General features: G+C 38.7%; 21 protein-coding genes. 17 read left to right on the forward strand and 4 right to left on the reverse strand.

Annotation, left to right across the window (positions count from 1 at the left end):
- Nucleotides 1-24: 24 nt before the first annotated feature.
- Complete coding sequence (locus RB215_RS06035) at nucleotides 25-2394, reverse strand: GGDEF domain-containing protein (protein WP_011327867.1); 2370 nt, start codon at nucleotides 2392-2394, stop codon at nucleotides 25-27.
- A 206-nt stretch (nucleotides 2395-2600) separates the two neighbouring features.
- On the opposite strand from RB215_RS06035, the gene pyrC reads away from it, so the two are divergent.
- Together pyrC and RB215_RS06045 are read left to right on the forward strand one after the other, a co-directional pair.
- On the forward strand, nucleotides 2601-3653 hold the full coding sequence (pyrC, locus tag RB215_RS06040; RefSeq protein ID WP_086993324.1) for a dihydroorotase: 1053 nt from the start codon (nucleotides 2601-2603) through the stop codon (nucleotides 3651-3653).
- A 493-nt stretch (nucleotides 3654-4146) separates the two neighbouring features.
- Complete coding sequence (locus RB215_RS06045) at nucleotides 4147-4350, forward strand: cold-shock protein (protein WP_002961702.1); 204 nt, start codon at nucleotides 4147-4149, stop codon at nucleotides 4348-4350.
- A 652-nt stretch (nucleotides 4351-5002) separates the two neighbouring features.
- Here the strand turns inward: RB215_RS06045 and RB215_RS06050 are convergent.
- Nucleotides 5003-5137: a hypothetical protein gene (locus RB215_RS06050; protein WP_309217020.1), complete on the reverse strand. Its 135-nt coding sequence runs from the start codon at nucleotides 5135-5137 to the stop codon at nucleotides 5003-5005.
- Nucleotides 5138-5809: 672 nt separating this feature from the next.
- Here RB215_RS06050 and RB215_RS06055 point away from each other — a divergent pair.
- The 7 genes from RB215_RS06055 to RB215_RS06085 all read left to right on the forward strand — a co-directional run bounded on the left by RB215_RS06055 (nucleotide 5810) and on the right by RB215_RS06085 (nucleotide 11888).
- A complete protein-coding gene (locus tag RB215_RS06055; RefSeq protein ID WP_011327871.1) occupies nucleotides 5810-6580 on the forward strand; it encodes a DUF3450 domain-containing protein in 771 nt (256 codons plus the stop codon).
- Between the two features lie 6 nt (nucleotides 6581-6586).
- Nucleotides 6587-7951 carry a MotA/TolQ/ExbB proton channel family protein gene (locus RB215_RS06060; RefSeq protein WP_011327872.1) on the forward strand — a complete coding sequence of 455 codons (1365 nt, stop codon included), beginning with the start codon at nucleotides 6587-6589 and terminating at the stop codon, nucleotides 7949-7951.
- Nucleotides 7951-8475 (forward strand): MotA/TolQ/ExbB proton channel family protein, encoded by a 525-nt coding sequence (locus RB215_RS06065; RefSeq protein WP_011327873.1) that lies wholly within the window; start codon nucleotides 7951-7953, stop codon nucleotides 8473-8475. The genes RB215_RS06060 and RB215_RS06065 overlap by 1 nt, the downstream gene beginning before the upstream one ends.
- Nucleotides 8476-8489: 14 nt before the next feature.
- Complete coding sequence (locus RB215_RS06070; protein ID WP_007583867.1) at nucleotides 8490-8894, forward strand: biopolymer transporter ExbD; 405 nt, start codon at nucleotides 8490-8492, stop codon at nucleotides 8892-8894.
- On the forward strand, nucleotides 8894-9511 hold the full coding sequence (locus RB215_RS06075) for an energy transducer TonB (RefSeq protein WP_011327875.1): 618 nt from the start codon (nucleotides 8894-8896) through the stop codon (nucleotides 9509-9511). The genes RB215_RS06070 and RB215_RS06075 overlap by 1 nt, the downstream gene beginning before the upstream one ends.
- Nucleotides 9512-9522: 11 nt before the next feature.
- Complete coding sequence (locus RB215_RS06080; protein ID WP_011327876.1) at nucleotides 9523-10782, forward strand: lipopolysaccharide assembly protein LapB; 1260 nt, start codon at nucleotides 9523-9525, stop codon at nucleotides 10780-10782.
- Between the two features lie 62 nt (nucleotides 10783-10844).
- The gene (locus RB215_RS06085) at nucleotides 10845-11888 is read left to right on the forward strand and encodes a hypothetical protein (RefSeq protein WP_309217021.1); all 1044 of its coding nucleotides are present in this window, start codon (nucleotides 10845-10847) and stop codon (nucleotides 11886-11888) included.
- Between the two features lie 35 nt (nucleotides 11889-11923).
- Here the strand turns inward: RB215_RS06085 and RB215_RS06090 are convergent, their stop codons facing one another.
- Together RB215_RS06090 and RB215_RS06095 are read right to left on the reverse strand one after the other, a co-directional pair.
- Nucleotides 11924-12250: a conjugal transfer protein TraR gene (locus tag RB215_RS06090; RefSeq protein WP_309217022.1), complete on the reverse strand. Its 327-nt coding sequence runs from the start codon at nucleotides 12248-12250 to the stop codon at nucleotides 11924-11926.
- 60 nt (nucleotides 12251-12310) lie between these two features.
- Nucleotides 12311-13291, reverse strand: coding sequence for a tRNA-dihydrouridine synthase (locus RB215_RS06095; RefSeq protein ID WP_086993336.1), 981 nt, complete (start codon nucleotides 13289-13291; stop codon nucleotides 12311-12313).
- Between the two features lie 217 nt (nucleotides 13292-13508).
- On the opposite strand from RB215_RS06095, the gene RB215_RS06100 reads away from it, so the two are divergent.
- From RB215_RS06100 to recR, 8 genes are all read left to right on the forward strand, one after another.
- Nucleotides 13509-13994 (forward strand): hypothetical protein, encoded by a 486-nt coding sequence (locus tag RB215_RS06100; RefSeq protein WP_309217024.1) that lies wholly within the window; start codon nucleotides 13509-13511, stop codon nucleotides 13992-13994.
- Between the two features lie 123 nt (nucleotides 13995-14117).
- A complete protein-coding gene (locus RB215_RS06105) occupies nucleotides 14118-14945 on the forward strand; it encodes a DUF692 domain-containing protein (protein WP_086993388.1) in 828 nt (275 codons plus the stop codon).
- Between the two features lie 45 nt (nucleotides 14946-14990).
- Nucleotides 14991-15743 carry a DUF2063 domain-containing protein gene (locus RB215_RS06110; RefSeq protein WP_011327882.1) on the forward strand — a complete coding sequence of 251 codons (753 nt, stop codon included), beginning with the start codon at nucleotides 14991-14993 and terminating at the stop codon, nucleotides 15741-15743.
- 72 nt (nucleotides 15744-15815) lie between these two features.
- Nucleotides 15816-15938 (forward strand): hypothetical protein, encoded by a 123-nt coding sequence (locus tag RB215_RS06115; RefSeq protein ID WP_011327883.1) that lies wholly within the window; start codon nucleotides 15816-15818, stop codon nucleotides 15936-15938.
- Between the two features lie 163 nt (nucleotides 15939-16101).
- Nucleotides 16102-16647, forward strand: a complete 546-nt coding sequence (gene apt, locus RB215_RS06120; RefSeq protein WP_011327884.1) for an adenine phosphoribosyltransferase — start codon at nucleotides 16102-16104, stop codon at nucleotides 16645-16647.
- Nucleotides 16648-16650: 3 nt separating this feature from the next.
- Nucleotides 16651-19185 (forward strand): DNA polymerase III subunit gamma/tau, encoded by a 2535-nt coding sequence (gene dnaX, locus RB215_RS06125; protein WP_309217025.1) that lies wholly within the window; start codon nucleotides 16651-16653, stop codon nucleotides 19183-19185.
- 63 nt (nucleotides 19186-19248) lie between these two features.
- On the forward strand, nucleotides 19249-19575 hold the full coding sequence (locus RB215_RS06130) for a YbaB/EbfC family nucleoid-associated protein (RefSeq protein ID WP_011327886.1): 327 nt from the start codon (nucleotides 19249-19251) through the stop codon (nucleotides 19573-19575).
- Between the two features lie 6 nt (nucleotides 19576-19581).
- The gene (recR, locus tag RB215_RS06135; protein ID WP_182679204.1) at nucleotides 19582-20190 is read left to right on the forward strand and encodes a recombination mediator RecR; all 609 of its coding nucleotides are present in this window, start codon (nucleotides 19582-19584) and stop codon (nucleotides 20188-20190) included.
- Nucleotides 20191-20694: the final 504 nt, after the last annotated feature.

Here is a 20694-nt window from a genome sequence, read left to right on the forward strand (position 1 = left end):
AGCAATAATTAGCTGGCTTTTTTATTATAGTGGGGCGTCGATTAGTAAAATAGCTTCTTGGGCTGTTACCGGTTTTGATTTTAAATAGCCTTGCCCGTAATTGCACTGCGTAGTTTGTAAAATAGCGAGTTGCTCAGCAGTTTCAATCCCCTCAGCAACCACTGCAAGATTAAGTGATATTGCTAGCGACAAAATAGCATCAACGAGTGGGTTGGCTGAGTCATGTAAGTGATCAATAAAGCTCTTATCTATTTTTAAAATATGAATAGGTAGCTGATGTAAGTAACCAAGCGCTGAGTAACCTGTACCAAAGTCATCAAGGCAAAGCTTTACTTTTAATGGCGATAAGCCTTCAATTATTTGCGTAGCTAAGTCTAAATTTTCGATTAACCCCGATTCAGTAATTTCTAAACACAAAGATCCCAGCGGGAGCTGATATTTATTATAAATAGCGTGAATTTGTGCCACAAAATCTAAACTGGCAAAGTGACGAGACGATACATTAACGGTGACTTTTAAAAACCGGTGTCCTTGTTGATGCCAAGTGCTAATTTGTTGTGCGGCTAAATCTAATAAATGTAAGTCTAAATTAATTATTTGCCCGGTTTTTTCAGCAATTGGGATAAAGTCATTTGGCGGTACAAACCCTTTACTGGGATGATGCCAACGAACAAGTGCTTCAAAACCGATTACTTCACATGTTGCAATGGTAAATATAGGCTGAAAATACAGCTCAAACTCATTGTGCTCTATACCGTGTTGTAAGTCGTTTTCAATATCGGCATGTGTTTTAAGCTTTTTGCGCATAATATTATTAAATAGCTTAACTTGTCCGCGTCCTGTCGATTTAGCTTCGTACATAGCTGCATCAGCTTGTTGCAATAAAATATAGGCTTTGTCGTTTTCGTTATCACTTAATGCTACGCCAATACTTGTAGATGCTTGTAATAGGTGGCCGTCAATATTAATTGGCTTTGAAAGGGCAAGTTGTATGCGTTTGAGCGCATCCGTTACCTGATTGCGGTGAGTGATGTTTTCCATAAAAATAGCAAACTCATCGCCACCTAAACGTGAAAATGTGTCGGTATTGCGCACCGTGCCTTTAATTAATTGGCATATTTTTATTAAAAAGTGATCACCAACTTCATGACCAAGTGAATCATTAATACTTTTAAAGCGATCAAAATCTAAATAGAGTAAGGCGTGGCTAGTGCCTTTTTTTGCTCTTGCAAGGCGTAAAATAGCATGCTTAATTCGCTCAATAAGTAATGAGCGATTAGCTAGGCCAGTGAGGTCATCGTGCAGGGCGCGGTGCTCTAGTTCTTGGCGAGCTAATTGGCGATCAATCGCCATACTTATTTGTCGGCTAACATAGGTCAGCAGCGCATTATCGTGTTGACTGTAATGTAGTGCTTTATCGTAACTTTGCACTACTATAACACCGCTATGGCGATCGTTTACCCTAAATGGGACACCTAACCAAGATTCTGCGCGCCTACCCACCATTTTAAAATGCTGTTGTTCTACATGGTGTAAAAACTCACTATTAGTGAGCAGTAAAGATTGCTCCGTAACTAATAAATAATACGAGGCAGTGTCTTTTAATTGCTCTTTTGAAATTTTTTGATGGCTGTTGGTTTTAATGCCTTCTTCAACAATATAAACAATATCTAACACGTCAATTTGTTTATCGTATAGCGCTATAAAAAAGTTATCGGCAGGGAGTAAACTATTAATAATTAAATGCAGCGATTCAAAAAAAACGTCTAAATTTTTAGCTTTATAAGTTAAGTTTGCAATTTGCAGCAGGCTATTTTCTAACTTTTGGGCATTATTTAATTGTAAAACCGTTGTTTGTAAGCTGTTTACCGTATTAACTTGGTTTATTTTGGCACTTAATAAGTGAGCAACCGTAGTGAGTATTTCGAGGTGCGAGTTAGTAAAGTAATTTTTAATTGGGTGCTCACAATCTATTACCCCTAAAACATGATCTTTGTATATAAGTGGAACACATATTTCAGATTGAGCAGGGCGCTCATCAGCAATGTAGCGGCTATCTTTGGTTACATCGCCAATCATGATTGCTTTAGCTGTGGTTGCTACATAGCCGGTGATACCTTCATCAAAGCGGATCACTTTTCTCTGTGCTTGATATTCTTTGCGCTCACTGGCAACGCCCATAGAAGCGGCTTGAATAAGCGTTAAATTGGCAGTATCAGCAAGATAAATAACACAATCAACAAAGCCAAGCCTATTAATCACTTGGGTAGTTACATATTCAAATAGCTCATCAAGCGTATCTAATTGCAGCAAGCTTGAGGAGAACTGATTAATTATACTCAGCTGATCGGTTTTAACTTCGAGCGCTGTAATGATATCTACTTTGTTAGGCATAGCAAATAATGTAGTTCTTAGTTAAGTATAAATACGGGTACTAATTTAACATGGTATTAACTTTCCTACAAAACAAAATGATAATTGCTTTATGTAAACTGTAAAGTTTAATTGCAGCGCTACAAAGGTTGATTATTTATAATAAGATCTTTACTCGAAAACGTCCTATGCCTATGATCGGATAAATTTAGCTTAGGGACCAACTCATGACCGTTAAAAATACAGACTCTGCAGCAACACTCACTATTACCAGGCCAGATGATTGGCATGTACACTTACGTGATGGTGATCAATTAAAAGACACGGTTCGTGATATTAGCCGTTATATGGGTCGAGCAATTATTATGCCTAATTTAATGCCGCCAGCAACTTGTACAGATACGGCATTAGCATACAGAGAACGTATAATGGCTGCAGGCCCACAAGGCAATTTTGAGCCTTTAATGGTGCTATACCTTACAGATAAAACAACCCCAGATGAAATAATAAAAGCCAAAGCAACTGGCAAAATAGTTGCAGCAAAACTATATCCGGCAGGTGCAACAACAAATTCAGACTCAGGTGTTACCTCAATTAAAAATATTTACCCTGTTTTAGCTGCAATGCAAGACGTAGGCATGCTGCTTTTAATACACGGTGAGGTGACAGATTCGTCTATTGATATTTTTGACCGTGAAAAAATATTTATCGAAACGATTTTAGGTGATGTAGTAACTGACTTTCCTGAGCTAAAAATAGTACTTGAGCATATTACAACCAAAGATGCGGTAGAGTTTGTAACTAATGCGCCGGATAATGTTGCAGCAACAATTACTGCTCATCACTTACTGTACAATCGCAACCATATGCTGGCAGGGGGCATTCGCCCACATTATTACTGTTTACCTATTTTAAAACGTAATATTCACCAACATGCTTTAATGGCTGCTGCAGTAAGTGGTAATAAAAAATTCTTTTTAGGTACTGACTCAGCGCCTCATTATAAAGATAAAAAAGAAGCTGCGTGTGGTTGTGCAGGAGCTTATACCGCACATGCTGCTATTGAGTTATACGCAGAGGCATTTGAAGGCGCTGGTAAACTAGACAAACTGGAAGGCTTTGCAAGCTTTTTTGGACCAGACTTTTATGGCCTTGCACGTAATAAAGATACCATTACTTTAGAAAGAAGCCCGTGGCAAGTGCCTGCAAGTTATACGCTTGGCGACTCACAAGTAGTACCTATAAAGGCAGAGGATACAATTGACTGGCAAGTTAAGTAGCCTGGTTGCTCACAATACCTAAAATTTTTAAAGCCGTTTAGCTTAGCTAAGCGGCTTTTTCATTTTTTAAACGGAGTTTAAAGTTTAGGTAGAATCAGCTGGTAATTTTAGAAAAGCGCTTTAGATTTATTGTTAGATGATTATAGAAAATACTAAAGCGTTTAATAGTATTGCCAGCAAGGTGACACTTACAGGATAAAATCTATATTTATTTGCTTTTAAATTAACCGTTTAAGAAAAAAAATCAGAAACAACGCATTATTGATAAATATTTTCTAATTAATAGAGCGAAATAAAATTTAATGTGCTAATCTTAACTTGCTTTGAGTTTTTGCCTAATGAATTTACGGATGTTGTGCTGCGTTTAAGGTTACCGGTTTGGTTATTACTTCTTCCTGTACTGTACCTCCATATTTTTGAGCATTGATTCAAGGAGGATATTGCCATAATAATATGGCTGAATTTTAATTATTGACTTACAGGAAAATTTAGTATGTCGGTTACTGGTAAAGTAAAGTTTTTCAACGAAGCTAAAGGCTTTGGTTTCATTGAACAAGAAAATGGTCCTGACGTGTTTGTACATTTCAGCGCAATCACTGGTTCTGGTTTTCGCACTCTTAGCGAAGGTCAAGCAGTGACATTCAGCATCAAGCAAGGTCAAAAAGGCCCTGAAGCTGAGAACGTAGAAGCAGCATAATTTATTATGTGAACCTTCGTTCAACGTGGTGAAACAGGCTACTGTTTCACCATAATTTTCTTTTTAAATAATTCACATTCTCGCAAATAAAATCCAAATTTTTATCTCCAAATATTAACCTCCAAATATTAACCTCCAAATATTTTAATTATCACTTATCAGCTTAAACACTCTGTTGTTATGCGTCATTTTAATAATTACAATTTTTAAAAATTCCATTACTCAATAAATAAAATCATTCTTTATGTATTTGCTATTTATAGTTTAAATAACCACAAATACAGCAAATCATGGATTATAAAGTTTAATGGTAATATTATTAAAAAAGATTAAATAGCTTCTTCACTGTGTTGAAAGTAACTTAAAAAGAGTAACTAATTTTTGTTTGTGCGTAGTTAATTTAAATCCCCCTTCGTTATTTACTCCCACTGAATTTAAAGCAGTTTTAATAAAAGGTCGTCAAAGTTATTAAAAGTAACTTGTGTACGCATGTAAGTTGCGTATGTAAGTGCTGCGAGCGAACAAAGGCGCTACAACAGGATATTACAAACTACCAGCCTCAGAGTTTAAGGGGTAAGCACTCCTTAGCTTTAATGCTGTGTTAATCAATCCACATCACTTTAAATTAATAAAAAATGATCAGACTATAGAATTAAATCATCACTAGCTGCGTTAAAAGTAATTTATAGTCACCACACGAGCGTACTAAGTGAAAGTGATGGCAAAGTAATAATTCAGAACAACGAAATATAAAGCCTTGATTAAGACCAAGAGGCTTGCTCGTCATTAAAATAACCCTTTTAATTAAGCATATTAATATTATTGCCTTAGGGGATGTAGTAATTATCAACTACTCTAAAATAAGCCTGCAGATACCGCTTTAGTAGCAAACATTAAAAATAAACATTGTGCTAATAGGGTGGTAATGATTTATATTATTTTTGCATTTTAAAAAATGGATAAGCCATATTTATTGTTTGAATTCTACCTTTATGATTAGTTTTTTATAATGTAATACACAATAGTTATTATGAAGTGGATTGTAGATTATCTATGGTACAAATGAGTTTTCGTCTATAAAACGCTCAAAAGTTGTTAAAGATAAAATAATAGAAGGTTATTTATATTTTTTTTTTAGTCTCTAAATAGTTAATGTCAAATGTTATAATAATGTTTATTTTTAAGTTGTTAATTATGAATGTTGTTATTACAAAAGGGTTTCATGAAAGTATTTGCGGTAAAGTGGTTGCAATAATGTTAATGTTATCGGGTTGGTATATTAAATAACTAGTTCATATGCATATTTATTTATAGGTAATGCTAAACATCAAGTTGACATGACTTACTGCATTTAGCATTATTGAAAGGTTGATATCTATTAAAAGATATCAGGGTTGTCTTCCTCTTGTAGGTTGATAATTAAATTATAAAAGTAACATTACTTAATTGGTTGGGAACTATGTCTGTTAAAATCAGAAAGAGTCTTGTAGCAACTGCGTTGGTTGGCGCATTTGCATTTGCAAGCAGCAATGTGATTGCAGATCCTTTGAATGACGTGCAACAAGCAGGTCAGCAAATTCAAAAGGCTGCAGTTAAGTCTCAAACTAAAATTGACAATGTATATGGTCAAACTCAAGAGCTAATAGCTGAGTACCGTAGCATCGTTGATGAGACTGAACTTATGAAAGTGTACAACGATCACGTAGCACGTTTGGTTGATGACCAAAACGCGTCTATTGAATCGTTTGACCGTCAAATAGCAACTATTGATAACACTAAACAAAACGTTGTGCCTCTGATGTATCGCATGATCGATACGCTTGAGCAATTCATCAAAGCGGACGTTCCATTTAATCTTGAAACGCGCTTAGGTCGTGTTGAAAGATTACGTGAAATCATGTCTTCTTCTTCTGTAACAACGTCTGAGAAATTCCGTCAAGTACTTGAAGCTTACACAGTAGAAACATCATACAGCTCAGCTGTAAATGCTTCACAAGGTACGCTTGATGTTGATGGCCGTAGCATTAACGTTGATATCGGTCGTTTAGGTCGTATTACTTATGTTGCACAGTCATTTGACTTAAAACATGCTTGGGTTTGGGATAACAACACTAAACAGTGGAAAGAATTAGGTGAAGAATACCTAAAACCTGTTAAAGAAGTGATCCGTATGGCACGTAAGCAAGCGACACTAGAACTTGTTAAACTACCAATTTTTGGCGCGGAGTAATCAATAATGAAGAAACTATTTAAAGGTTTTGCTGTTGCAGCAGTACTAACTGTTTCTGCAGGTACCGCGCTTAATGCACACGCAAATACGAATGCATTAGATAAAATTCTTGAGCAAGTAAAGCAAGAGCGTATCTCTGAAGGTAAAATTAATAAGCAACGTGAGCAAGAGTTCTTATCAGAACGTGCTGACAAGCAATCATTACTTAATAAAGCGAAAAGCCAATTAGTTGCTGAAAAGTCACGTGGCGATCGTTTAACTAAAGAGTATGCACAAAACGAAAACACGCTAGCTGAGAAAGAGCAAGCACTACAAAATGCTCAAGGTACACTTGGTGAAATGTTTGGTGTTGTACGTCGTGCAGCTCAAGATGCTATCGGTTCTATCGAAGCGTCATTAGTAAGTGCTGAAAAGCCAGGTCGTGCTGAAGTATTACGTTCATTAGCTGCGGCTAAAGAGCTTCCTACAGTTCGTGAGTTAGAAGAGCTTTGGATTTCACTTCAAACTGAAATGACAGAGTCTGCTAAAGTTTCTACTTTTGAAACTGAAGTTGCTGGTCTTGACGGTAACCCGTCAATGAAAAAAGTAACACGTATTGGTAACTTTAACTTAGTTACAGATGACGGTTACTTAATTTATTCACCAGAAACAAAGTCGATTCAACCACTTGGTAAGCAGCCTGATAGCTACATTTTAGACGGTATTGCAGACCTTGAAAAAACATCACCTGACAACTATGCTGGTGTATATGTGGATCCAACACGTGGCGCGATTTTGCGTATTAACACTCAAAAAGCAACACTTATGGAATACTTCCATCAAGGTGGCGTAGTAGGTTACATAATTACTGCGTTGTTAGCTTTAGGTATGTTAATTACTCTAATTCGTTTTGTTGACCTTACGCTTACTACAAGCAAAATTAAGAGCCAACTTAAAAATGTTGCTACACCGAATACAAATAACCCATTGGGTCGTATTCTTAAAGTGTACCATGACAACAAGAATCAAGATGTTGAAAACCTTGAGCTTAAACTTGATGAAGCGATTCTTCGTGAAACGCCACGCATCGAAGCTGGTATCAACATTATCAAGATCCTTGCTGCAATCGCACCATTACTTGGTCTACTAGGTACAGTAATCGGTATGATATTAACGTTCCAAACAATCACATTGTTCGGTACGGGCGATCCGAAGATCATGGCTGGTAATATCTCTCTAGCACTTGTAACTACAGCGCTAGGTCTAATTGCTGCACTACCACTAATTCTACTTCACGCACTTGTAGCTGGTCGTAGTAAGTCGGTATTACACATCCTAGATGAGCAAAGCGCAGGTATCGTTGCGACTCACGCGGAGAAGGAGAAAGCCTAATGCTAGTCCTGATGGAGATATGGGAATCTATCAGGGATTTTGTTGGCACAGGCGGCCAGGTTTTATACGTGGTCGCGATAGCACTCTTTCTGATGTGGGTTTTAATGATTGAGCGCTATTGGTTCTTACTTGCAGAGTTTCCGCGTTTATCGCAAGAAATTATTGCAAAGTGGGATGCCCGCCAAGACACTACGTCTTGGTACGCACACAGAATCCGTGAAGCATGGATTTCTGAAGCGTCTGAAAAATTAGATCAGCGTATGTTGTTGATTAAAACATTAGTAGCTGTTTGTCCTTTAATAGGTTTGTTAGGTACTGTTACGGGTATGATTTCGGTTTTCGAAACCATGGCTAGTCAAGGTACTGGTAATGCACGATTAATGGCCTCAGGTATTTCAATGGCAACAATCCCAACAATGGCTGGAATGGTTGCGGCACTATCTGGAGTGTTTTTTAGCTCACGTCTTGAGACAAAAGCTAAAATGGTGAAAGCCAAACTTGTAGATAACATGCCTCATCACTAGAGAGAGAATTAAATATGGCACGTAAACAACGTTTTCGTGAAGAAGAAGAAGCAGCGGTCGATATGACGCCGATGCTTGACATCGTATTTATCATGCTTATTTTCTTTATCGTAACTACATCGTTCGTTAAAGAGGCTGGTATCGAGGTCAATAAACCAAAAGCTGCCCAAGCTACTAAGCAAAAAAATGCTAACATTTTTATTGCTATACGTAGTAACGGCGAAATCTGGGTTGATAAACAACAAATTGATGTTGAACGTATTTCAGCAAAAATTGAAAGTTTATTAGCAGAGCAACCTACCGAAGTTGTGATTATACAAGCTGATAAAGAAGCTAAGCACGGCACGGTAGTTAAAGTGATGGACCAGATTAAAGCGACGGGTGATAACCTAAGAATTTCAATCGCTGGAGATCAGTAATGATTCGTTTTCTGTTTTCACTGATTGCAGGTGGGGCAGTTACTTTCGGCTTGTTCTACTTCATGGCATTCCTCATCTCTGGTGGGGCTGACCGTAATACTGAACAAAAAGAGCAGATCATAGTCGAAATAATGACGAATCCGCCTGAATCTAAGGTGCAGGAAAGAAGGCGTGTTCCGCCTCCGCCTCCTCCACCGCCTAAGCAGCCGCCTAAACCGCAGCCGCCACAGCCGGAAAATAACAACCCTAATCCTGGTGGATTGTCATTTAATATGCCAAGCATCGATGTGGGAAGCACGGCAGGTGGACTAAGTGGTCCGGGTGCATTTGGACGAGATGGTGATGCGACACCTATCGTTCGAATTGAACCAAAATATCCAACGCAAGCAGCACGTGATGGTAGAGAAGGTTGGGTTCAACTTTCGTTCACTATCGATGAGTTAGGTGGCGTGGTTGACGTTGATGTAATTGACGCTGACCCGAAACGTGTCTTTGACCGTGAAGCTAAACGTGCATTGCGCAAGTGGAAGTACCGTCCTAAAATTATTGACGGTAAACCACAAAGACAAGTTGGTTTACAAGTTCAATTAGACTTTAAACTTAACCAAGGCAACTAAGGAGGCGAGTAATGAGAAATTTATCTAAAGTAACTGCTCTTGCAATTCTTATGTCTGTGTCGGGTGCAGCTTTGACTGCACCTGTTTTAGCGGCGCCAAATTACGCAAAAATTGAAGAGCGTAAAAAAGCAAAAACTAAAATCATGGGCGAGCGTACTGGTAAAAAGGTAATTAAAGCGTTTGACTTGTATAATGAAGATGATGTTGATGGTGCACTTGCTTTACTTAAAGAGTTAGATCCGTCTAACGATTTTGACAAAGCAACTGTAAATCGTTACTTAGGTAGTATGTATGCTCAAAAAGAGCAATACAAAACAGCCATTAAGTATATGAAAGCAGCGATTGCACCAGATGTATTAAACTTTGCCGATCAAGCACAGGGTTTAAAAACCTTAGGTGATATGTATGCAGGTACTGAGCAATATAGTGCTGCAAAAAAAGCCTACGCTGATTGGATGGACTTTACAGGTGAAGAAGATCCGAAAGTTTATACTCGTATTGCGCAAGCAAGTTACGAACTTAAACAGTTTAAGGATGTTATAGAACCTGCAGATAAAGCGATTAAGCTTGAAAAAGAGCCTACAAAAGCTCCTTACCAACTTAAGCTAGCTTCATATTTTGAACAAAAGCAGTATCAAAATATGGTTCAAGTTGCAGAAGAAATCGTTCGTGTATGGCCAGATGATAAAAAATCTTGGGTAGGCTTAGGTAAGTATTACTTACAAACTGAAGACTACAAAAAAGGCCTAGCAACTATGGAAGTTGCATACAAAAACGGTTACTTTGAGAACGAAGTTGAATACAAAGTACTAGCTAACTTTTATTCTTTAAACGAAATACCTTATAAAGCAGCATTAACGCTTGAAAAAGGTGTTAAAGAAGAAAAAGTACAACGCACTAAGCAAAATATCAGTGCAATTGCTAGTAACTACCATCGTTCAAAAGATATTGAAAAAGCCGCTAAGTATTACGAAGAAGCTGCAAAATTTGATAACGATGCTGAGCTTTATCGCAAAGCCGGTTCGTTACTTTTACAATCTGAAAACTTTAGCGCTGCAGTTGTTCGTTTGAACAAAGCACTAGAGTTAGGCTCTGATAAAAAGGGCACTATTTATTCAGATTTAGCTGAAGCGTACTACTACCAAGCTAAGTATAAGCAAGCACATGCTGCAATTACTAAAGCTATGGATGACCCTCGCACGCGTAAGTTTGCAAAAGGTTGGGCTACATATATTAAAGATAAAGCCGCTCGCAACGGTGTTAAAATTTAATTTTTAATGTATATTAGCAATTTTTAAAAAGCCCCATTGGGGCTTTTTTTATTGGGATGAACATGAACAAAACGCTTATTTTTTCATTTTTACTTTGTCTATTTTTGGCCTCTTGCTCTAAGCAACCACAGCAGTACACATCGTTTGATGAAGCGCAGCACGCATTAAAATCGCTTAACTTAGCTTTATATCAGCCAAAAAATAGTAAACACGCAGGGCTGCGTGGTGAGCAATTGCCTTTTACAGATGCGTATTTAAAAAAACGCCACGCTATTTATCAAAGCTTAATGCAAATGCAACTAACCAAGCAGCAAACTGAGCAGGTTAACTATCTTGTTATTGCAGAGCGTTTTCCTGAACGTTACTTTGCCTGGCCAGCACATACAAATGTTTTAGTTAATTTACTTAACTTAGCAAGTTCAGAAAGTGACTATCAAAATATAAGTAATTGGCTTGAATTTGTGCAGCGACAACTAGAAAGTGCGCAATTAAGCAATTTAAAGTTGAATAAAATTGAACACAATTTAATAAAAAATTATGTGCTTAGTGCACTAAACGATAAAAACATACCCAATAGCTTATTAGCTCAACTTAATATTTTAAAAGATTATTTAGTGCAATATAGCCCCAGAGGAAGTGTCGGGCTATATGGTTTAGCTAATGGCAGTGAGTGGTATCAAAGTAAGCTAAACTATTTTAGTGGTACAGTGCACTCTCCGCTAGAGTGGCTTACTATTATAAATAAGCAGTTAAAAGAAGAAAGTACACAGCCAGTTAATCAGGAGGTTAGCCAAATTTATCCACAGTCATTTTTGGTGCAATTTACTAATGGGGATAAAGAGGTACCAGGTTTAGACTGGTTGTCGGGGTTTAGAAACTTACCCGCTATAGCTGAAAACAAATCACTTTTAGCGCAGCAAAAAACGCTAATGTTAGCAATGATGGAAACTGATGTTGGGTTGCATATTCATGCGTGGACCTTGCCACAGGCAAAGGTTAACTTAATAAAGCGTTTAAACATTAGCGAAATAGATGCAACAAGATTAGTTAAAAATATAGTGCTTTACCCTGGGCAGGCATTTAGCTTTGCTCAGCAATTACTTTAACTGCTCCAGCGACTTAACGTTGCTCAATGTGCGCTTTATTTAGCGCACTGTTCACAACGTTGTGTAGCTGGATCTAATTCGAGTAATGTTGTGGTTATAGGCTCTTCACAATCACAGCAATAACCGTACTGACCTATCTCAATTTGACTCACAGCAGCCTCTAAAGTGGTCATTCGTTGAATATATTCATCGTATTCGGGGCCTAGTTTTTGCGCCGCCAAATCGAGCCACTCTGCATTGGCTGTTTGCGTTAATAAAGATAATAAATGCTGATGAGATAGATGCGCTGATTGAGAAAGTAAGTTTAATATAGTTAATTTTACTTCCTCTATTTCATTAATTAACCTTTGCTGATGTTGCATCGTGTATAACCCCTTTATAATTAGCATTGAGCAATAGGGGTATTATCTAGGTAGATTTACTTACGCGTTATGATTTGCATCAAACTGTGGCGCTTTGGCATACTTACTTAGTACCTCTGCGACATCTTCTTTGGCCTTTAACCGGCGGATCTCGTCAAATAATGTTATTGCCTGTGGGTACTGACGTTTTAAGTAACCTAGCCACTGCTTAGTACGCGATGCAAAGTACTTTTCATCTTTAGCCGGGTCGTGATGAATAGCAGAATTTATTAAATGATAAAGAATATGCTCCCACTCGAGCCCTACATAAGGTTCATTATTTATATTTGCTTTAATTTTTTTTGCTAAATCGGGATGAGATAACGCACCACGACCAAGCATTAAGTCGGTACAAGCACTGCGTTTTTGGCACAACATAGCATCTTCTACTTGCCATATTTCGCCATTGGCCACAACCGCAATATTTTTATCTTTAATTAAAGGTGGGATCTTTTCCCAATAAGCAGGTGGGTTATAGCCATCACGTTTAGTGCGAGCATGAATTGCAATACTACTTGCACCAGCGCTGACAACAGCATCTACTATTTCTTGGCTGTTACTGTCATCATCAAAACCAAGACGAATTTTTGCACTCACTTGATGCTTGCTATCAACGGCGTCTCTTACCGCTTTAATTATTTCATACATGTGCTCGGGATCTTTAAGCAGTACAGCTCCGCCTTTACTTTTATTAACAGTTTTTGCAGGGCAGCCAAAATTTAGGTCTATGCCATGGGAGCCCAAACTAATTGCTTTAACTGCATTTTCTGCAAGCGCACCTGCAACTTGACCTAATAACTGAATGCGTACCGGTGTACCAGCACTAGTGAGGCCATTATTGCTAAGTTCAGGACAGTAACGATAAAAAACTTTATCAGGTAAGCAAGCATCAACAACACGCACAAACTCAGTCACACATAAGTCAAAACCACCTATATTGGTAAGAAGTTGGCGCATTTTGAAGTCAACAACACCTTCCATCGGTGCTAAAACAAGTTTCATAGAAAGATTAATTATGGCTAAATAAAGGGATGTGTAGTGTAACCGTTAATCATAAATTGATAAATCCGTAATTACCGCGCATAGTTACTTTAGCCAAAAAGTTTACAATTAATTAAACTAAAATGAAATTTTTTATTTTTATACAGGTCTACTTAAATACATACTCGTATTTTCCAATTCTTTGGTTATACAATCTTATTAAAAAGAGAGTCATATAATGAATACAATCAAAAAAAGTTCAATCGCGTTAACACTAGGTGCAGTTGTTGTTGGCTCTGCAAACTTTGTATCTGTGGATGTGCAAGCCAATCCTTTTGAGTTTCAACAAATGGTTACCGGCTATCAAATAGATGCTACCGAAGGTAAGTGTGGCGAAGGTAAATGTGGCGGCGAAGCAAAAGCTAAAAAAGAAGGCAAATATGGCGAAGCTAAATGCGGCGCAGATGCAAAAGCTAAAAAAGAAGGCAAATGTGGCGAAGCTAAATGCGGCGCAGACGCAAAAGCTAAAAAAGAAGGCAAATGTGGCGAAGCTAAATGTGGCGCAGATGCAAAAGCTAAAAAAGAAGGCAAATGTGGCGAAGCTAAATGTGGCGCAGATGCAAAAGCTAAAAAAGAAGGCAAATGTGGCGAAGCTAAAAGTGGCGTAGATGCAAAAGCCAAAAAAGAAGGCAAGTGCGGTGAAGGTAAGTGTGGCGGTCATTAAAATTTATTAAAGTAGAATAACTTTACTTCAGGTTAAATACTTTAATACCATATAGAATAAAGGGCCGGTTGGCCCTTTTTGTTGGGAGTGGTTATGACACAAATTATAAATACTGACTTAGGTATGGTTGGTTTAGGCTTACGCAGAGAAATGCTCGACGAGTTACTAATGCATGTACCTAAACAAGTCGATTTTATGGAAGTTGCTCCAGAAAATTGGCTGAAATTAGGTGGGCGTTTTAAAAAACAATTTAAAGCATTAACCAGTGCTAATAGTTTTGCTTGTCATGGCTTATCGCTCTCAATTGGCTCAACTGCGCCAATTGATATTGAATTTGTAAAATCACTAAAAAAGTTTTTTGATGAACATGATGTAAAAATTTACAGCGAGCACTTAAGTTACTGCTCTGGCACTGGGCATATGTACGATTTAATGCCTATTCCGTTTACTTTAGAAGCGATTGCTCATGTAGTGCCGCGTATCAAACAAGTACAAGATATATTAGGGCGCCAAATTGCTATAGAAAATGTGTCTTATTACGCAGCCCCTGGGCAGCAAATGTCAGAGCTGGCGTTTACTAATGCTATTTTAGAGCAAGCTGATTGTAAGCTGTTACTCGATGTGAATAATATTTATGTGAACTCAGTAAACCATGGTTATGACGCCGAAGCCTTTTTAACCGGATTACCTACACAGCGCATTGCTTACGGCCATGTAGCTGGGCATTACAATGAAGCAGATGATCTAATTGTAGATACTCATGGTGCAGATGTAATTGACCCAGTTTGGCAGTTACTCGATAAAGCGTACCAAACTCACGGTGTATTTTCGACGCTGCTCGAGCGAGATTTTAATATACCGACCATTAATGTATTAACCAAAGAGCTAGATATTATTCATAACCTGCAAGCAAAATACCTTGATAAATCATTAATCAAACAGCGAGCTTAATAAGCATGTCTGAACCTAGAGTGCCTGCAAAAGGAGTATTTAGTTATGAGCTTTATTGAAATACAAAACGAATTTATGGCGCATATTCGCAAACCCAGCCAAAATAAAAAGCCGCAAGGGATTGAAGATAGACGCATGGCGATTTACCGCGATTTATTTTTTAATAATATTGTTGGGTTTATTTCGTCAGGTTTTCCGGTGTTAAAAACCTTATACAGCGATAAACAATGGCAAATGCTTATTCGCCGATTTTTTAGTGAATATGATTGTCACTCACCGTATTTTTTAGATATAGCAGGGGAGTTCATTAATTATTTATCAAGTAATTATGAGATGCAAAAATATGATCCGCCATTTATGCTCGAGCTTGCCCATTATGAATGGATTGAATTAGATGTAGCTATTACACAGCAGGCTGAAAATGAGCAACTCATAGCGTCTGATCAGGTTGCTTCTGCGCGTTTGTACTTATCAAGTACTGCACGTAATTTAAGTTACCAATTTGCGGTGCAAACAATAAGTACACAGTTTCAGCCGCAACAACCATCAGCACAGCCAAATTATTTTGTTGTATATCGCGATGGCGATGATGAAGTTCAATTTTTAACAACTAATGCTATGACAGCCTTGTTATTATCGATTATAAGTGAGCATGATGGTTTGATACTCGATACTATTTGCGAGCAAGTAACCCGCCATGCTGTGCAGTTTAGCGCTGCACAAATTGCCCAAGGCGCACTTGTTACTTTACGTGCCATGGCTGAGCTTGGGATTATAGTGACAAAAAATCAAGCTTAAGCTCTTTATAGATTATTTTACATCGTTTATTATGACGCCCTTATGTGTCGTGCTTAATAAAAGGTTGTAAAAATGTCAGATGATAAAGAATTTAAAGATCCGTTCAATGCAGCGTACTTTTTTGGCTTCGTAGCTATATTTGTAGGTATTGGTTGCTTAAATGCAATTGTTGGCTGGTTTGCTGTGTTATCTTAATTATTTATCTCAAGGCTGTTGTTACCAACAGCCTTATTTATAAAACTTCCCCTCGCCTGAAACGGTTAAAACACCTTTTATAATAACGTCAAACTCGCAATCAAAGGTCACTTAAGGTTATAATCAGCTGCTTTGTAATATAAACCATTGAGCAGTTAAAATTATGACTCAAGTAACACCAGCAATTATCAAAAACAGCATAACTACTATTGCTGATTACCCTAAAGCGGGCATTATGTTTCGCGATGTAACGACACTAATGGCAAACCCAGATGCATTTAAAGCGACTATCGATGCTTTTATTGCTGCATATAAAGATCAGGGCTTTACCAAAATTATTGGTACTGAATCACGAGGTTTTATTTTTGGTGCACCCTTGTCTTATGCTTTGGGTATTCCATTTATTCCAGTGCGTAAGCCTGGCAAACTGCCGCGTGAAGTTGTTCGTCAAGACTACCTACTTGAATATGGCGAAGACACATTAGAACTGCATGTAGATGCTATCGTTCCAGGTGACAAAGTATTGCTTGTGGATGACTTACTAGCAACCGGTGGTACTATTGAAGCAACCATTAAATTAGTGCAAAAATTAGGTGGCGAAGCCACTGATGCAGCATTTGTTGTTTCATTACCAGAGCTTGGTGGTGAAAAGCGTATCGCAAAAATGGGTATTAAAATCCTAAAATTGGTTGAATTCGAAGGCGAGTAATCGATGAGTTATCAGGTTCTAGCGAGAAAATGGCGTCCACAAACCTTTCATGAATTGGTTGGACAGTCTCATGTTAAACAAGCGCTGGTTAATGCGCTAACGCAAAATAGACTGCACCACGCTTATTTATTCACTGGAACCCGAGGTGTGGGTAAAACCACAATAGCGCGTATTTTTGCTAAAAGCTTAAATTGTGATGAAGGCATTTCGGCAAATCCGTGTGGTCAATGTAGTAGCTGTAAAGATATAGAAGCAGGACGTTACATTGACCTACTCGAAATAGATGCAGCTTCGCGCACTAAAGTAGAAGATACTCGCGAAATACTCGATAACGTACAATACGCGCCTACACGGGGCCGTTATAAAGTATACCTAATCGATGAAGTTCACATGCTTTCTAAGCACAGCTTTAATGCGTTACTAAAAACGTTGGAAGAGCCGCCTGAGCACGTGAAGTTTTTACTTGCGACTACCGATCCACAAAAGCTACCTGTCACTATATTATCTCGCTGCTTACAATTTAACTTAAATGCGTTATCGCAAAGTGAAATAAAAACTCAGCTTGAACACGTACTGACGCATGAAAAACTGAACTTTGACGACGATGCTTTGCGTATTATTGCCAAAGCCGCAGACGGTAGTATGCGAGATGCACTTAGCTTAACCGATCAAGCTATAGCGCAAACTAATGGTGATATTAATAACCAAGCTGTACAAACTATGCTTGGTTTAATGGACTCCCATTATAGCCAAAGTTTACTAGCCGCGTTACTTGCCCAAGATGGCGCAGCGCTAATGAAAGAAGTAGCTAATGTTGCTAGCAGAAATCCTAATTATGTGGCCTTACTAGATGATTTAATTGCATTAACGCATTTGACACAGTTAAGCCAATTAGTGCCTGAAGCTGCCGCCCTTGATGAAACAAATGCCGATTACATCACGCATGTTGCTCAAAATACAAATCCACAGCAAATTCAAATTTACTATCAGCTACTGTTAAACGGTAAAAAAGATCTACAATGGGCGCCAGAGCCTCGTTTAGGCTTTGAAATGATTATGCTGAGGCTGTTAGCGTTTCAACCAATTGATACACAAAGTCAGCAACCAGTAGCTGTAAATACACAGCCGATGCAAAGTAATACGACAAAGGCCAGTGCCTTACGTGATATTTTAAATAAAAGTAAACCGCTACCAAGCACAGCTCAAAATAATGATACAACGCAACCACAAATTATTGAGCCAAAACCAGCTGAGGTCGCTAAGCTATCAGAGCCGCAAAACGTAGCGCCCGATCCACTTAATAATAACTCTAGTACAACGCAGCAGGTTTCAACTACGGTACCAGCAGTTGAGCAAGCAGTAGAGCCAACAATTGTGTCGGCTGTGCCAAATGAAGCGGCGAGTGAGCAATTAGTAACTCAGCAACATCAGCATACAAATGACGTTACTGACGAGCAAGCCCAGCGTCAAAGCGAAGATGAAGCCTACTTACAGCAAAGTAATTTAGAGCACTCATTAGCTGCACAGTTTGATGATGTTATTAGTAGTGCGGTTGATCAAGGGTTTAACCCTGCAACAAATATGGCAGCGCAAGCTCAGCAAAGCCAAGCAACAGACACCTCAATTAGCGAACAAGAAGCGCGAGCGCAATCTGCTATTGCACGTATTTTAAGAGATAGAAATATATCGGGTGCGGGTAAGCTCTCAAATGCAAAAGAGACGGAGCAGCAAAATACAGCAAATTTAAGCTCTGCTAACACTCGCCCGAGTCGTTTTACAGCTAATAGCAGTAACAGCAATGAGCAAAATGTTACAACAAATAGCGATGCAATTAATCACAGTAGAGCTAACAATAATGCGCAGCAAACACACGCAGATAATCCGCCGCCGTGGCCTAATGATTTCGCAGGTGAGAGCGAAAAAAAGCCACAGCTCCCACTAGCGGGGAGCCAAAACAAGGCAGCAAGCCAAGCTCAGTTTGAGTCAAAGCCTGAGCGAAAAATAGACTTTAAAGCAAAGCACCAAACAATTACCGAAAATTTAGCCCCTGAGTTACTTGAGCAAATTAACCCGCAAAAAGTACCCGAAGTTGTTGTAGCGCAGCCTAGCATTCCAGCGCCTGATGATTTTCAAAGCCCAATAAGCGAAATTCGCTTTGCGCATCAGCAAGACGAGTGGGCATATTTAATTAAACGCATGGGATTAGGCGGGCGTATGCGCCAGTTTGCGTTGCACTCTATTTTTACTAAGCAAGGCAATAATTTGCATATAGATGTTGATGAATCACAAAAACATTTAGATACGCCCATGCTACGCCAAAGACTTGATGCGGCGTTATCCAGTATTTATGAGCACAATGTAACACTGAGTATTAATTTTGCTAAAGGGGTGATTGATTCGCCTTACTTAATTCAGCAAAAAATTGATGCAGGTCGTCATCAGCAAGCAATAGATGTGATCACCTCAGATGATAATATAGTACAATTTCAGCAGCTATTTAGCGCCGAAATTGACGAAAACAGCATTCAGGCATTGTAATTTATTACAACAGCCCTTATTTAGTAACCTAGTTAATGTATTAAAAAAGAAAGAGAGAAAGTTATGTTTAAAGGTGGAATGGGTAACATGATGAAGCAGGCGCAGCAAATGCAAGATCGCATGCAAAAAGCCCAAGACGAAATTGCAACATTAGAAGTTGTAGGCGAAGCCGGTGCCGGTTTAGTTAAAGTAACTATGCTAGGTAATCACAACGTTCGTCGCGTAGAGCTTGATGAGAGCTTAATGCAAGACGACAAAGACATGATTGAAGACTTACTTGCAGCTGCATGTAACGATGCTGTACGCCGTGTAGCAGACGAAACACAAGAGCGTATGGGTAAAGTAACTGGCGGTATGCAATTACCACCAGGTATGAAAATGCCGTTTTAAGCCTATATGCAACTTTCAGCTAGTTTAACTCAGCTTATAGAAGCATTGCGTTGTCAGCCGGGCATTGGCCCTAAGTCAGCGCAACGAATTGCTTTTCACTTGCTAGAGCGCGACCGTAAAGGGGGCACTCAACTTGGCAATGCACTGACAAAAGCTATGACGGCGGTTGGTCATTGTGAGTCATGTCGCACTTTTTGCGAGCAGTCGCAGTGCGATATTTGTTTAAGTACTAAACGCCAAGACAGCGGCATATTATGTGTTGTTGAATCGCCAAGCGACGTACTTGCTATAGAGCAAACGGGTCAATATTTAGGGTTGTACTTTGTATTAATGGGGCATTTATCGCCTATTGATGGTATTGGCCCTAAAGAAATTGGCCTAGATGTTTTAGAGACAAAGCTGGCTCAAAGCGGTATAAATGAGGTGATTTTAGCAACCAACCCTACGGTTGAAGGCGAAACCACCGCACATTATATTGCCCAGCTTTGTCATAAATACAAAGTAGGTGCCTCGCGTATTGCCCATGGCATACCGGTAGGTGGTGAGCTTGACTTAGTCGACGGGACAACGTTAATGCATGCCTTTAGTGGCAGACGAGCGGTAACACAAGACTGAACTAGCACGGCTATTTGAATAACTAAATCAGCCCACATAACTTATGTTGTGTGGGCTGATTAATTTTCGCTTTAATTAACAGCATTATAACCGCGTAAGACGCTTAGGATAAATTTTGGTTAAGAGATTTACTCACGTATTGAATCATAGTTATATTTAAGTTTATTATCCGGAGCTCAGGTTACATAGGCTGACTAAGCAACCGCTGAGATTGGACTATAACTAGAGTGACGAACTATACGTTTAATAACTCTCTCTGTTAATAGCAGTGTATCGGTTAACGCGTAATGGTGACGACTTTTCACTTGGGCAATCTGCAAACCTTTAGCAGCAATCATTGCCTCATTAATCTTAGTAAACCCATCAGATTTACCCTGTATATCGCTTGTACGATATACATCGTAACCAAGTAAACTTGTTCCTGCTGCAATACGATCTGCATTTTTATCGATTACTTAACGAGAAAACCCTGTGATCTTTAGTCGCTGGGTAGTTCACTCCATA

Origin of the sequence: Pseudoalteromonas sp. HL-AS2, assembly GCF_031198805.1 — a bacterium.
In the GTDB taxonomy this organism is placed as follows: domain Bacteria; phylum Pseudomonadota; class Gammaproteobacteria; order Enterobacterales; family Alteromonadaceae; genus Pseudoalteromonas; species Pseudoalteromonas nigrifaciens.